Source organism: Microbacterium arabinogalactanolyticum (assembly GCF_030268005.1).
GTDB classification, from domain to species: Bacteria; Actinomycetota; Actinomycetes; order Actinomycetales; family Microbacteriaceae; genus Microbacterium; species Microbacterium arabinogalactanolyticum.
Genome location: NZ_BRZC01000007.1, coordinates 457,425 through 471,547, shown reverse-complemented (window position 1 = coordinate 471,547; position 14,123 = coordinate 457,425). Strand labels below are relative to the sequence as shown.

The window sequence follows — 14,123 nt, the reverse complement described above, 5'->3', positions numbered from 1 at the left end:
CGGCAATCCCTTCAGGAGGAACGCCCTTGTTTAGCGCCATCGCGCGAATCTTCCGCACGCCCGATCTGCGTGCGAAGATCCTTTTCACCATCGGCATCATCGCCCTGTACCGTCTGGGCTCGAATGTGCCGGCTCCGTTCGTTCACTTCCCGAACGTCGAGCAGTGCCTCGCCGCCAGCGCCGGCACCGAGGGACTCCTCGGGCTGGTCAACCTGTTCTCCGGCGGCGCGCTGCTGAAGCTCTCGATCTTCGCGCTGGGCGTCATGCCGTACATCACCGCGACGATCATCGTGCAGCTGCTGCGCGTGGTCATCCCGCACTTCGAGACTCTCCACCAGGAGGGCCAGGCGGGCCAGACCAAGCTCACCCAGTACACCCGGTACCTGACGATCGCGCTCGCGCTGCTGCAGTCCGCGACGCTGGTGACCGTGACCCGCAGCGGACAGCTCTTCGGCCAGGCGGGCGATGCGGCCTGCCAGAAGCTGCTCACGAACGACGTGTGGTGGGCGCAGATGCTCATCATCATCTCCCTGACCGCAGGCACCGGCCTGATCATGTGGATGGCCGAGCTGGTCACCGAGAAGGGCATCGGCAACGGCATGTCCGTGCTGATCTTCACCTCGATCGCCGCGACCTTCCCGAGCTCGATGTGGAACATCGCCGAGGCCAAGGGCTTCGAGACCTTCCTGCTCGTGCTCGTCATCGGCCTGGTCGTGATGACCCTGGTCGTCTTCGTCGAGCAGTCCCAGCGACGCGTCCCGGTGCAGTACGCCAAGCGCATGGTGGGCCGTCGCACCTACGGCGGCACGAACACCTACATCCCGATCAAGGTGAACATGGCGGGTGTGATCCCGATCATCTTCGCCTCGTCGCTGCTGTATCTGCCGATGCTGATCGCGCAGTTCAACACCCCGACCGACGGCAGCGAGCCCGCCGCGTGGGTGACCTGGATCATGACGTACCTCGTCTCGGGCGACCAGCCGCTGTACATGCTGATCTACTTCCTGCTGATCATCGCGTTCACCTACTTCTACGTGGCCATCACCTTCAACCCGGTCGAGGTCGCCGACAACATGAAGAAGTACGGCGGATTCATCCCCGGCATCCGTGCCGGCCGTCCCACGGCGGAGTACCTGGACTACGTGATCACCCGCATCACATTCCCGGGCTCGCTGTACCTCGGCATCGTCGCGCTGATCCCGCTGGTCGCGCTGGCAACGGTGCAGGCGAACCAGAACTTCCCGTTCGGCGGCGCGTCCATCCTGATCATCGTGGGCGTCGGACTGGAGACCGTGAAGCAGATCGACGCGCAGCTGCAGCAGCGCCATTACGAAGGGCTCCTCCGATGACGACATCCGCACGACTCCTGATCGTCGGCCCGCAGGGCTCGGGCAAGGGCACGCAGGGCGTCCGCGTCGCCGAGGCGCTGAACATCCCGGTGGTGTCCACGGGCGACATCTTCCGCGCCAACATCAAAGCGGGGACGGAGCTCGGACAGCAGGTCACCGCGATCCTCGAGGCCGGAGACCTGGTGCCGGACGAGCTGACCAGCGAGATCGTGCGCGACCGCCTGTCCCAGGAGGACGCCGCCGACGGGTTCCTGCTCGACGGGTACCCCCGCAACACCACGCAGGTCGCTCACCTGGACGCGTTCCTGTCGGAGTCGGATGCCGCGCTCGCTGCCGTCATCCTCCTGGACGTCCCGCGCGAGGAGAGCCTCACCCGGCTGCGGCTGCGTGCGGTGGAGCAGGGCCGCTCGGATGACACCGACGAGGCGATCGCGCACCGTCTGGACATCTACGAGCACGAGACGGCTCCCATCATCTCGGTGTACGAGCAGCGCGGCATCGTCGATCGCATCGACGGCGTGGGCTCGCTCGACGAGATCACCGCGCGGATCTCCGCGGCGCTCAGCGCCCGCGGCATCGGCCAGCTCGTCTGAGCCGCGTCCGCATGACGATGTTCCGCAAGTCGATCTACAAGACCCCGGCGCAGCTGCGCTCGATGATCGAGCCCGGTCTGATCACGGCCGCCGCACTGGAGGCTGTGCGTCCGATGGTGCGCGCGGGTGTCAGCACGGCCGAGCTGGATGCGGTCGCCGACCGCCTGATCGCCGACCGCGGCGCCGAGTCGAACTTCAAGCTGGTGCGGGGCTACCGGCACACGACCTGCATCTCGGTCAACGAGCAGGTCGTCCACGGCATCCCGGGTGACCTGGTGCTGCAGCCGGGCGACATCGTCTCCGTCGACTGCGGTGCGCAGTTCCAGGGGTGGAACGGCGACAGCGCCGTGACGTTCGTGGTGCCCGATCCCGGTCAGCCGGAGCTCGTCGCGCGACGGGAGGAGCTCTCCCGCGTCACCGAGGGATCCATGTGGGCCGGTATCGCGGCCATGGCATCCGCCTCCCACATCGGCGAGATCGGCGCCGCCATCCAGGACTACATCGAGGCGCAGGGCCCTTCTGCGGTGTCGGGGGAGACCTACGGCATCCTGCGGGAGTACGTCGGCCACGGCATCGGACGCAAGATGCACGAATCCCCGAGCGTGTTCAACTACCGGACGCCGGACGCCGGAGCTGAGATCCGTCCGGGTCTCGTGCTGGCCATCGAGCCGATGGTCACCGCCGGCGGCGAGGAGACGTTCGTCGAGGACGACGACTGGACGGTCTCCACGATCGACGGCTCCGACGGCTCGCACTGGGAGCACAGCGTCGCCAGGCACGAGGGCGGCATCTGGGTGCTGACGGCACCCGACGGCGGCGCCGCGGGCCTCGCTCCGTTCGGGGTCGTCCCCGTGCCGATCGCCTAGGGCAGGGGAGCGAAGCCTCGTCACAGGCGGGGCATAGTGTGCGCACGGCACAATAGGGTGTCAACTTCTCTGCAGAAAGATCGGACTGTCATGGCCCAGGCACAGAGCAAGCCCAACTGGTTCGTCATCGGCATCTCAGCCGCTGTCGTCGTCGTGCTGATCGCACTCGGCGCGGTCGTGGTGTGGATGAACAACCGTGCGACGGATGCCGGGCCCGCACCGTCCAGCTCGAAGTCCTTCAACGCGGACACCGGCGCGATCTCGTTCGGAGACGGCAAGGACACGGTCGACATCTTCGTCGACTTCCAGTGCCCGGTCTGCAACAGCTTCGAGCAGCAGTTCGGCCCCCAGCTGGAGAAGGCGGCTGAGAACGGCAAGATCACGCTCAACTACCACCCCATCGCGATCCTGGACCGCTACTCGCAGGGCACGGAGTACTCGTCCCGCTCCGCCGCCGCAGCGGTGTGCGTCGCGTCCGAGCAGCCGGACAAGTACCTCGCATACGCCAAGCTGCTCTTCGCGAACCAGCCCAAGGAGAACACTCCCGGCCTGGAGACGAGCAAGCTCGCCGACCTCGCGAAGGAGGCGGGCGCCGACAAGGTGGCCTCCTGCATCACCAAGGAGACGTACAAGAAGTTCGGCGTCGCGCAGGCGTCGAAGCACGACATCCAGGGCACGCCCACGGTCGACATCAACGGCAAGCGGCTCAACATGCAGAACCAGGCCGACCTGCAGAAGCTCATCGCACTGATCAGCTGAGCGTCTGCACATCCCGCACGCCCGCCCCTGCATTTGCCGGAGGCGGGCGTGTCGGTTAGTATAGATCCTTGGTGCCTTGCGCCTTGTTCCGGCGTGTCCGGATGAGGCCCACCAACCATCACCCATCCACCGCAGATCGACCGATCTGCAGAAGCGTCAGCGAGGCTATGGCTAAGAAAGACGGTGTCATCGAGATCGAGGGCGTTGTATCCGAGGCTCTGCCCAACGCGATGTTCCGCGTTGAGCTCACCAACGGACACAAGGTTCTGGCGACGATCTCCGGAAAGATGCGGCAGAACTACATCCGCATCATCCCCGAGGACCGCGTGGTCGTGGAGCTCTCGCCCTACGACCTGACCCGCGGTCGCATCGTCTACCGCTACCGCTGATCGGTCGAGAAGTAACACCCCGGGCGCTCGCGCCCGCACGGTGAAGACAGCGAACAGGAAACATCATGAAGGTCAACCCCAGCGTCAAGCCCATCTGCGACCACTGCCGCGTGATCCGTCGTCACGGTCGCGTCATGGTGATCTGCAAGAGCAACCCGCGCCACAAGCAGCGCCAGGGCTGAGCAGGGGTCGGATCGGATGCCTCGGCATCCGGCCCGGCAGCTGAACAACTCAATATCGAACAACAGGCAGCATCGGATGCCTCGGTTCGCCCCTGCGGGGCGACGGAGGCGGACACCCCGGGACGGAGGCCCGGGAACGGATGCTGCTCCACACCTCCACAAAACTCCAGGAGAACCGCATGGCACGTCTTGCCGGCGTTGATATCCCGCGCGACAAGCGCGTGGTGATCGCCCTCACCTACATCTACGGCATCGGCCGTACCCGCTCCGTCGAGATCCTCAAGGCGACCGAGATCGACGAGTCGATCCGCGTCAAGGATCTCACCGACGACCAGCTCGTGGCCCTCCGCGACCACATCGAAGGCAACTACAAGGTGGAGGGTGACCTGCGCCGCGAGGTCGCCGCAGACATCCGCCGCAAGGTCGAGATCGGCTCCTACGAGGGCCTCCGCCACCGTCGTGGCCTCCCGGTCCGCGGTCAGCGCACCAAGACCAACGCCCGTACCCGCAAGGGCCCGAAGCGCACCGTCGCCGGCAAGAAGAAGGCCCGCTAAGCGGCGGCCAGGGATTAGGAGAACACTTTCATGGCTGCACCCAAGGCCGCCGCGCGCAAGCCGCGCCGCAAGGAGAAGAAGAACATCGCGCTGGGCCAGGCCCACATCAAGTCGACGTTCAACAACACGATCGTCTCGATCACCGACCCGTCCGGCGCTGTCATCAGCTGGGCCTCGTCGGGTGGCGTGGGCTTCAAGGGCTCCCGCAAGTCGACCCCGTACGCCGCAGGCATGGCAGCCGAGTCCGCTGCCCGCCAGGCTGCGGAGCACGGCGTCAAGAAGGTCGACGTCTTCGTGAAGGGTCCGGGTTCGGGCCGCGAGACCGCGATCCGCTCGCTGCAGGCCGCCGGCCTCGAGGTGGGGTCCATCCAGGACGTCACCCCGCAGGCGCACAACGGCTGCCGTCCGCCGAAGCGTCGCCGCGTCTGATCTCGCATGACTGCTGCCCTGCTGGGGCCCTTCCGGGCCCCGCAGGGCACAGTCGCCCGCAGATTTCCACAACTCAAGACCTCACCAAAACACATGTCATATAGCGGGCATGTGATCGAAAGGAACACATAGTGCTCATCGCACAGCGTCCCACTCTCACCGAGGAAAAGATCTCCGAGAACCGCAGCCGGTTCGTCATCGAGCCGCTCGAGCCCGGTTTCGGATACACGATCGGCAACGCGCTGCGCCGCAGCCTGCTCTCGTCGATCCCCGGCGCATCGGTCACCACCATTCGCATCGACGGCGTGCTGCACGAGTTCAGCACGATCCCCGGTGTGAAGGAGGACGTCACCGAGATCATCCTCAACATCAAGCAGCTGGTCGTCTCCAGCGAGCGCGACGAGCCCATCACCGCGTACCTGCGCAAGACGGGCGCCGGCGAGGTCACCGCGGCCGACATCTCCGCTCCGGCGGGTGTCGAGGTGCACAACCCCGACCTGGTCATCGCGACGCTCAACGACACCGCTCGCTTCGAGCTCGAGCTCACCATCGAGCGCGGCCGCGGCTACGTGTCCGCCTCGCAGAACCGCAACGAGTACGCCGAGGCCGGTCAGATCCCGGTCGACTCGATCTACTCGCCGGTCCTGAAGGTCGCGTACCGCGTCGACGCCACGCGTGCCGGTGAGCGCACCGACTTCGACAAGCTCGTCCTCGACGTCGAGACGAAGTCGGCGATCAGCCCCCGCGACGCCGTCGCTTCGGCAGCCAAGACCCTCACCGAGCTGTTCGGTCTCGCCCGCGAGCTGAACGTCGAGGCCGAGGGCATCGAGATCGGCCCCGCGCCGGTCGAGGCTGTCCTCTCCAGCGAGCTCTCCATGCCGATCGAGGACCTCGATCTGTCGGTGCGCTCGTACAACTGCCTCAAGCGCGAGGGCATCAACACCGTTTCGGAGCTGGTCGCCCTTTCCGAGACGCAGCTGATGAACATCCGCAATTTCGGTCAGAAGTCGGTCGACGAGGTGCGCGACAAGCTCGTCTCGCTCGGTCTGTCGCTGAAGGATTCGGTGCCCGGTTTCGACGGCGCCCACTTCTACAGCGGCAACGAAGACGAGTCCTTCTGATACCCGACCTCTTTCCGACCAGGAGTTAGACGATTATGCCCAAGCCCACCAAGGGTCCCCGCCTCGGAGGCGGCCCCGCACACGAGCGCCTTCTTCTCGCGAACCTCGCGGCAGCGCTCTTCACCCACAAGTCGATCAAGACGACCGAGACCAAGGCGAAGCGCCTGCGTCCGCTGGCTGAGCGCCTCATCACGCTCGGCAAGCGCGGCGACCTGCACGCCCGCCGTCGCGCGCTGACCGTGCTGCGTTCCAACAAGGACGCCGCGCACATCCTCTTCAACGAGATCGCGCCGCTCGTCGCCGAGCGTGAGGGCGGCTACACCCGCATCACCAAGGTCGGCAACCGCAAGGGCGACAACGCGCCCATGGCCGTGATCGAGCTCGTCCTCGAGCCCGTCACCCCGAAGAAGAAGGCCGCTGCGAAGCCGGCCGCCAAGGCCGCCCCGAAGGCCGAGAAGGTCGAGGAGGCTCCCGCTGAGGAGACCGCCGCTCCGGCCGCTCTCGTCGACGGCGGCTTCGGTGAGGACTCCGCCGCTCCTCTCGAGGACGGCTCGGCTCCCGAGGGCTTCGACATCAAGGGCAACAAGGACTCCATGAAGTTCCACCAGCCCGGTGGCCAGTGGTACGACGCGACCGTCGCAGAGGTGTGGTTCCGCACCGCTGAGGCCGCTGAGGCCGCAGGCTTCGTCGAGGCCGGCAAGTAAGCCGCAGCGACACTGCACAGAAGAAGCCCGCCATCCCCTCGGGGATGGCGGGCTTCTTCGTCTCTTCGCGGGCTGGCGGGCTCAGGTCCTTGCGCGCAGGTCCTTGCGCAGGATCTTCCCGGAGCTGGACTTCGGGATGACGTCGATGAACTCCACCATGCGCACCTTCTCGTGCGGGGCGACGTGCGCCGCGACGAACTCCATCACGTCCTCGGCCGACAGGTCGGCATCGGCCTGACGGACGACGTACGCCTTCGGCACCTCCTGGCCGTCGGCGTCGTTCGCGCCGATCACCGCGGCATCCGCGATCTGCGGGTGCTCCAGCAGCACAGCCTCGAGCACGGCCGGGGCGACCTGGTACCCCTTGTACTTGATGAGCTCCTTGAGCCGGTCGACGATGCGGAAGATCCCGTCGGCGGTCACGGTGGCGATGTCGCCGGTGTGCAGCCAGCCCTGGGCGTCCAGCATCTCAGCGGTCGCATCCGGGCGGTTCAGATAGCCGACCATCACCTGCGGGCCGCGCACCCACAGCTCGCCGGGGGCGCTCGCGCCGGCGGCCGGCGGCTCGACGTCCGCACCGGTGTCGGGGTCGACGAGGCGGGCCTCGGTGTTCGGGACGAGCGGACCGATCGAGGAGGGATCGATGTCGGTGCGGTCGGCGGGCACGATGTTCACGGCCGGGCTGGTCTCGGTCATGCCGTAGCCCTGCACAACGCGGCAGTGCAGCCGCTCGGACACCGCCGACGCGAGCGTGCCGTCGAGGGGCGCCGCGCCGGAGAAGATCACCTTGATCGAGGACAGGTCGTACTGGTCGACGATCGGATGCTTGGCCAGGGCGACCGCGATCGGAGGTGCAACGAACACCCAGGTGGTGCGGTGTTCAGCGATGATGCGCAGGAACTCGGGCAGGTCGAACTTCGGCATCGTCACCAGGCCCGCGCGCTGACGCAGCGCGAAGTTGAGCAGCACCGTCATGCCGTAGATGTGGAAGAACGGCAGCACCGCCAGCAGCCGGTCCGACGAGCCGACGCTGATCACCGGCGGCTGGCACTGCGCCACGTTGGCGACCAGGTTCCGGTGGGTGAGCATCACGCCCTTCGGGCGCCCGGTGGTGCCGGAGGAGTAGGGGAGCACCGCGAGGTGCGTGGCCGGATCGAACGACACCTCCGGGGCGGCGTGCCCCTCGCCCAGCAGATCGCGCAGGCTGGGGTGTCCCTCCGCCCCGTCGAGCACGATCACGTGGTCGTCGGCGAAGCCGACGCGCGCTGCCGCCTCCTTCGCGCCGGCGAGCAGCGGCGACACGGTCACGAGCCACTCCGCCTCGGCGTCCCGCAGCTGGTTCTCGATCTCGTCGGCGGTGTACAGGGAGTTCAGGGTGGTGGCCGTCGAGCCCGCCCGCAGGATGCCGTGGAACACCGTCGCGAACGCCGGGACGTTGGGGCAGAGCACGGCCACCGTGGTGCCGACGCCGGCGCCGCGGGCCGCAAGCGCACCCGCGAAGAGGTCGATCTGGCCGATGAGCTGACGATAGGTCGTCTCGGCGCCGGTGGGCCCGTCGACGATGGCGACGCGGTCCAGCGTGGCCTCGTCCAGGTCCCTGAAGAGGTAGTCGTAGATCGAGATCGCGGGGATCTCGACATCAGGGTAGGTGCTGCGGAACATGGGATCCCCTTTGATCGACGTGCGGCGTCAGGCACACCGCCCCGTTATGGGAGTCAGTCTCGCACAATCTGAGACACAGTCCCAAGGGTTCCGACCGGCTCGTTCGCACGGTAGCGCGTTCCTGGTCTGCCCTTGGTGGAGTAGTCCAGCGAGCGCAGCGCTCGCCCCGTGCTGGCCAGATGCTCCAGGTATCGTCGCGCGCTCACGCGTGAGATCGACAGGACCTCGCCGAGCTCCGCGGCGGAGACGTCCGGATGCTGAGCCAGCGCGGCCGAGACCCGCTCCAGCGTCTCCGCGCTGAGCCCCTTGGGCAGACTCGCGCGCTGCCGGAACGCGATGATGGCGTCCGCCGCCTCCACCCGGCGCACCACGTCGTGCAGCTCGGTGTGGTCCCGCAGCAGCAGCGTCGCCTCCACGGCGGCGTCGTCCACGCGCGCTCCGGTGCTGCGCGCCACGAGCACGCTGCTGCCCACGATGACCGGCCGCCCCGCGTCCTCGCCGTCGTGCAGCACGGCCATGAGCTCGTCGCCGAGCACGTCGGCGGCGGGGGAGCCGGTGAGCGTCTCGGCGTCCGTGCCGAGCAGCCGGGCGGCGGCGTCGTTCGCCAGCGTGACGATCCCGTGCGCGTCGACGGTGATCACGCCTTCGCTGAGGCCGTGCAGCGTGGTCTCCTGATTGCGCACGAGCGCCGTGATCTGATGAGGTTCGAGCAGATGGATGCGGCGGCGGATCACCGCCGTCACCCAGGCGGAGCCGAAGACCCCGAGGATCACCGCGCCGAGCATGGCGCCGATGATCCAGAACAGGTAGACGGCGAACTCGCCGTCGCCCTGGGACTCCAGGATGCCCACCGAGACCGTTCCGATGACCTGCGACTCGTCCGAGAAGATCGGCACCTTGACGCGCCACGACGGGCCCAGCGTGCCGGTCTGCGTGCCCATGTAGATCTTCCCGGACAGCGGCACGGACGGATCGGTGGAGACCTTCTGACCGATGAGGGCCGCGTTCGGATGGGAGTAGCGGATGCCGTCGGCGTTCGCCACGACCACATAGGTGAGATCCGAGGCGCGCCGGATGGCCTCGGCGAGCGGCTGGATGGTCGCCGACGGATCCTCGTCGTCGAAGGCGGCACGGATGAGCGGCATGGATGCGATGGACTGCGCGACCGCCAGCATCCGGTCCTCGTACGCATCCCGCACGGTGTGCGCCTGGATGATCCCCGCAGTCACCCCGGCGATGAGCGTGACGACGGCCACGATCAGGGCCTGCAGCAGGATCAGCTGCACGCGCAGGGTCATCCTGCGTTCGCGCATCTTCTTCGATGCGAGCTTCATCCTCGAGGCCACGGATCCATTCTCCCCGCACTCGCGCACGCCCGGAACCGCCTTCCGCAGGCATCCACGACCAATACTTTCGAAACGCGACCAATGGTTTCCGAAGCGATGGCGGCGCCGCCGCGATGCATAGCGTTGCGTCATTCCCTACACCGCTCAAGGAGGAGCGCATGAAGAATCAGCGCCTGAAGAAGTCCCGTAACGCGATGGTCGCGATCGCGGCCATCGCAGCCCTGGCACTCGCCGGTTGCTCGGCGCAGAACGGCGGAGGCGACAAGACGGACGCCGGCGGCAAGGACGCCAAGTCCAGCTTCTCGAACGTCTCGATCGTCGTCCCCGCCGACCCGGGCGGCGGCTGGGACCAGACCGGTCGCACGATGGCCAAGGTGCTCACCGAGGACAAGATCGTGAAGACCGCTCCGGTCACCAACGTCGGAGGCGCGGGCGGCACGATCGGCCTCGCCCAGCTGGCCACCGAGAAGGACCCCGCCACACTGATGGTCAACGGCCTGGTCATGGTCGGCGCCATCGAGACCAACGCGTCCAAGGTGCGCCTGGAGGACACCACGCCGATCGCCCGCCTCACCGACGAGCCCCTCGTGGTCGTCGTGCCGGCCGACTCGAAGTACAAGGACCTGAAGAGCCTGGTCGAGGACATCGTCGACAAGGGCCAGGCCATCACCGTCACCGGCGGATCCGCCGGCGGCGCCGACCACATCCTCGCCGGCCTCCTGCTGGACGCGGCCGGGGTGAAGAGCGCCGACATCCCCGCCAAGCTGAACTACACGCCCAACGCGGGCGGCGGCGAGGCCGTGTCGCTGATCCTGGGCGGCAAGGTCGCTGCCGGCATCTCCGGCGTCGGCGAGTTCCAGCAGCACATCGAGGCGGGCAAGATGCGCGCGCTCGCCGTGTCCAGCGAGAAGCCCGTCGAGCAGCTGCCCGACGTGCCGACCATCACCGACGCCGGCTACGACGTGGTGCTCACCAACTGGCGCGGCGTGATCGCACCGGGGGACATCTCCGCCGCCGACCGCGCCGAGCTCGAGCGCATCGTCACCGAGATGCACGACTCCGAGGCGTGGAAGAAGGAACTGGAGACCAAGGGGTGGGCCGACGCCTTCCTCACCGGCTCCGAGCTGGACTCCTTCGTCAAGCAGAACATCTCCGACGTGCAGGGCACGCTCAAGAACATCGGGCTGATCTGACATGACCGCCCCGATCACCGGGGCGAACGGGCGGGCCGAGGAGACTCGGCCCGCCCCACGGGTTCCCATCGGAGAGCTCGTCTTCGCCCTGCTCATGCTCGCCCTCGGCGTCCTCGCCCTGGTCGGCGCCTTCAGCATCCACGTCCCGGTCGGCATCCAGGTCGGACCGACAGTCTTCCCGATCGCCGTGTCTGTCCTGCTCATCGGCTCGGCGGCCGCCGTCCTCATCGGCGTGCTGCGCGGTGAGCGCGCGGAGGTCGAGGAGGGCGAGGACATCGATCCGGATGCCAGCACCGACTGGGTGACGCTCGCGAAGATCGTCGGAGCGATCGTCGTGCACCTGCTGCTCATCGAGCTCATCGGCTGGGCGCCCGCCGCAGCCGTCCTGTTCGGCATCGTCGCCTGGGCCCTCGGTGCCAAGCGCTGGTGGCTGGGCTTCGTCGTCGGACTGGTCGTCGCGCTGGTCGTGCAGATCGTGTTCGGCGGGTTCCTCGGGCTCTCGCTGCCCTGGGGCCCTGCGTTCGGCTGGCTGGGAGGGATGTTCTGATGGACAGCTGGAGTCTGCTCCTGGAGGGCTTCGCCACGGCGCTGCAGCCCGAATACCTGATGTGGGCGTTCATCGGCGTCTTCATCGGCACGGCCGTCGGCGTGCTCCCCGGCATCGGCCCGGCCATGACCGTGGCGCTGCTGCTGCCGCTGACCTACACGCTCGACGCCACCGCGGCGATCATCACCTTCGCCGGCATCTACTACGGCGGCATGTACGGCGGATCGACCACCAGCATCCTGCTGAACACACCGGGCGAATCCGCCTCGATAGTCACGGCCATCGAGGGCAACAAGATGGCCAAACTCGGACGGGGGGCCGCTGCGCTGGCGACGGCGGCGATCGGCTCGTTCATCGCGGGCACCATCGCGACCGTCGGACTGACGCTGCTCGCGCCGATCCTGGCCGACTTCGCGGTCTCGCTCGGCAATCCCGACAAGCTGGCGCTGATCGTGGTCGCGTTCGTCACGGTCGGCGCGCTGATGGGCAAGTCGGTGCCGCGCGGCGTGCTGTCGCTCGCGATCGGCCTGTTCATCGGGCTGGTCGGCACGGATGCCCTGTCCGGGCAGCAGCGCTACACGCTCGGCATCCCGGAGCTCAACCAGGGCATCAGCGTCGTGCTCGTCGCGGTGGGCCTTTTCGCCGTCGGGGAGACCCTGTACGTCGCGTCGAGGATGCGGCACGGCGGCGTCGATGTCATCCCGGTCACGAAGGGCTGGCGCAACTGGATGACCAAGGAGGACTGGCGCCGGTCGTGGAAGCCGTGGCTGCGCGGCACGGCGATCGGATTCCCCATCGGCACGATCCCCGCCGGCGGCGCCGACGTCGCGACCTTCCTCTCCTACGCGGCCGAGCAGAAGCTCTCCAAGCACAAGGAGCAGTTCGGGCGCGGTGCGATCGAGGGCGTGGCTGGCCCCGAGGCGGCCAACAACGCCGCGGCCGCCGGCGTGCTCGTGCCGCTGCTGACGCTGGGCCTGCCGACCACGGCGACGGCGGCGATCATCCTGTTCGCTTTCCAGTCCTACGGCATCCAGCCGGGGCCCCTGCTGTTCGCCAACCAGCCCGCGCTGGTGTGGGCGCTGGTGGCGAGCCTGTACCTCGGCAACGTCATCCTGATCGTGCTGAACCTGCCGCTGGTGGGCATGTGGGTCAAACTGCTGCAGATCCCGCGACCGTACCTGTACGCCGGGATCCTGATGTTCGCCGCCTTCGGTGCGTACGCGATCAAGTTCAACATCACCGACATCGTCATCCTGCTCATCATCGGCGTGCTGGGCTACTTCATGCGGCGCTACGGCATCCCCGTGGCACCGCTGGTCGTCGGCATGATCCTCGGCCCGATGGGCGAGGGCGAGCTGCGCAAGGCCCTGCAGCTGAGCCAGGGCGACCCGATGACGCTGATCGCGAGCCCGTTCGCGGCGATCGCGTACGGCGTGCTGGTGGTGCTGATCCTCGGTGCGCTCTGGCTGCGTCGCAGGCAGACGCGCTACGAGCAGCACCTGACCGAGTCGATCGCGGTGCCGATCAAGGCCGACCAGGAGGTCTGAGAGGCGTCACGCGCCGCAGGGCCGACGGGGCTCCCGGGATAGTCTGTTCATCGTGCGCGATGAACAGGCCAACACCCGGGGGCCTCGCGCGTACGCCGGGTTCGTGGCGATCGGCCTCATCGCCGGCCTCCTCTCCGGTCTGTTCGGCGTCGGCGGGGGCACGGTGATCGTGCCGCTGCTCGTGCTGCTGCTGGGCTTCGACCAGCGGCTCGCGGCCGGCACCTCGCTGACCGCGATCGTGCCGACGGCGAGCGTCGGCGTGATCTCGTACGCGCTCTCGGGCTCGGTCGCCTGGATCCCGGCGCTCATCCTCGCGGCGGGAGCCGTGGCCGGCGCGCAGATCGGATCGCGGCTGATGCCGAGGATCTCGCAGCGCGCGCTGCGCTGGGGCTTCGTCGCCTTCCTGCTCGTGGTGCTGGTGAGCCTCTTCCTGGTGATCCCCTCCCGCGACTCGGTGTTCCACCTGACCTGGCTGAACGGAGCCGGACTGGTGCTGGTCGGCATCCTGACCGGCGTCATCGCGGGCCTGATCGGCGTCGGCGGAGGAGTGGTCGTCGTCCCCGTGCTGATGGTGGTGTTCGGGACCAGCGACCTGGTCGCCAAGGGCACCTCGCTGCTGATGATGATCCCGACCGCGGTCTCCGGCACGATCGGCAATCTGCGGCACCGCAACGTCGACGTGGCGGGCGCGCTGATCATCGGGATCTCGGCGTGCACCACGACCGCTCTCGGGGCATGGCTGGCGACCCTGATCGACCCGGCGACGGGCAACATCCTGTTCGCGGCGTACCTCGTCGCGATCGCCGTGCAGATGAGCATCAAGGCGATCCGCAGCCGCTGAGGACCCGGTGGGCCCGGGCGGCGCTCGCCGCGGGCGCATGC

At 67.8% G+C, this 14,123-nt stretch carries 16 protein-coding genes; 14 read left to right on the top strand and 2 right to left on the bottom strand.

Annotated features, from left to right (window positions below):
• Window positions 1–26: 26 nt before the first annotated feature.
• The 10 genes from secY to rplQ all read left to right on the top strand — a co-directional run bounded on the left by secY (window position 27) and on the right by rplQ (window position 6,946).
• Window positions 27–1,349 carry a preprotein translocase subunit SecY gene (gene secY / locus MIAR_RS13755; RefSeq protein ID WP_285637055.1) on the top strand — a complete coding sequence of 441 codons (1,323 nt, stop codon included), beginning with the start codon at window positions 27–29 and terminating at the stop codon, window positions 1,347–1,349.
• Window positions 1,346–1,942: an adenylate kinase gene (locus MIAR_RS13750; protein ID WP_285637053.1), complete on the top strand. Its 597-nt coding sequence runs from the start codon at window positions 1,346–1,348 to the stop codon at window positions 1,940–1,942. The genes secY and MIAR_RS13750 overlap by 4 nt, the downstream gene beginning before the upstream one ends.
• A 17-nt stretch (window positions 1,943–1,959) precedes the next feature.
• A complete protein-coding gene (gene map, locus MIAR_RS13745; protein ID WP_285638527.1) occupies window positions 1,960–2,808 on the top strand; it encodes a type I methionyl aminopeptidase in 849 nt (282 codons plus the stop codon).
• Window positions 2,809–2,898: 90 nt separating this feature from the next.
• On the top strand, window positions 2,899–3,567 hold the full coding sequence (locus MIAR_RS13740) for a DsbA family protein (RefSeq protein WP_285637050.1): 669 nt from the start codon (window positions 2,899–2,901) through the stop codon (window positions 3,565–3,567).
• Between the two features lie 167 nt (window positions 3,568–3,734).
• Window positions 3,735–3,956, top strand: coding sequence for a translation initiation factor IF-1 (infA, locus tag MIAR_RS13735; RefSeq protein WP_005050493.1), 222 nt, complete (start codon window positions 3,735–3,737; stop codon window positions 3,954–3,956).
• A 65-nt stretch (window positions 3,957–4,021) separates the two neighbouring features.
• Window positions 4,022–4,138, top strand: a complete 117-nt coding sequence (gene rpmJ, locus MIAR_RS13730) for a 50S ribosomal protein L36 (protein ID WP_071644008.1) — start codon at window positions 4,022–4,024, stop codon at window positions 4,136–4,138.
• 179 nt (window positions 4,139–4,317) lie between these two features.
• Window positions 4,318–4,692, top strand: coding sequence for a 30S ribosomal protein S13 (gene rpsM, locus MIAR_RS13725; RefSeq protein WP_193596792.1), 375 nt, complete (start codon window positions 4,318–4,320; stop codon window positions 4,690–4,692).
• A gap of 30 nt (window positions 4,693–4,722) precedes the next feature.
• Entirely contained in the window at window positions 4,723–5,121 is a 399-nt protein-coding gene (gene rpsK, locus MIAR_RS13720) for a 30S ribosomal protein S11 (protein ID WP_071644012.1), read from the top strand.
• Window positions 5,122–5,252: 131 nt separating this feature from the next.
• On the top strand, window positions 5,253–6,242 hold the full coding sequence (locus MIAR_RS13715) for a DNA-directed RNA polymerase subunit alpha (protein ID WP_285637003.1): 990 nt from the start codon (window positions 5,253–5,255) through the stop codon (window positions 6,240–6,242).
• A 35-nt stretch (window positions 6,243–6,277) separates the two neighbouring features.
• Window positions 6,278–6,946 (top strand): 50S ribosomal protein L17, sunset domain variant, encoded by a 669-nt coding sequence (gene rplQ, locus MIAR_RS13710; RefSeq protein ID WP_285637001.1) that lies wholly within the window; start codon window positions 6,278–6,280, stop codon window positions 6,944–6,946.
• Between the two features lie 81 nt (window positions 6,947–7,027).
• Here rplQ and MIAR_RS13705 read toward each other — a convergent pair whose 3' ends face one another.
• A complete protein-coding gene (locus MIAR_RS13705) occupies window positions 7,028–8,608 on the bottom strand; it encodes an AMP-binding protein (RefSeq protein WP_285636998.1) in 1,581 nt (526 codons plus the stop codon).
• Window positions 8,609–8,661: 53 nt separating this feature from the next.
• Window positions 8,662–9,954, bottom strand: coding sequence for a PAS domain-containing protein (locus MIAR_RS13700; RefSeq protein WP_285636996.1), 1,293 nt, complete (start codon window positions 9,952–9,954; stop codon window positions 8,662–8,664).
• A gap of 158 nt (window positions 9,955–10,112) precedes the next feature.
• On the opposite strand from MIAR_RS13700, the gene MIAR_RS13695 reads away from it, so the two are divergent.
• From MIAR_RS13695 to MIAR_RS13680, 4 genes are read left to right on the top strand one after another with little or no spacing between them, the layout of a single operon-like run.
• On the top strand, window positions 10,113–11,147 hold the full coding sequence (locus tag MIAR_RS13695; protein ID WP_285636993.1) for a Bug family tripartite tricarboxylate transporter substrate binding protein: 1,035 nt from the start codon (window positions 10,113–10,115) through the stop codon (window positions 11,145–11,147).
• 1 nt (window position 11,148) lies between these two features.
• Window positions 11,149–11,694: a tripartite tricarboxylate transporter TctB family protein gene (locus MIAR_RS13690; protein WP_285636989.1), complete on the top strand. Its 546-nt coding sequence runs from the start codon at window positions 11,149–11,151 to the stop codon at window positions 11,692–11,694.
• Entirely contained in the window at window positions 11,694–13,241 is a 1,548-nt protein-coding gene (locus MIAR_RS13685; RefSeq protein WP_285636986.1) for a tripartite tricarboxylate transporter permease, read from the top strand. Before MIAR_RS13690 ends, MIAR_RS13685 begins: the two co-directional genes overlap by 1 nt.
• Window positions 13,242–13,293: 52 nt before the next feature.
• Entirely contained in the window at window positions 13,294–14,082 is a 789-nt protein-coding gene (locus MIAR_RS13680; protein ID WP_285636983.1) for a sulfite exporter TauE/SafE family protein, read from the top strand.
• Window positions 14,083–14,123: the final 41 nt, after the last annotated feature.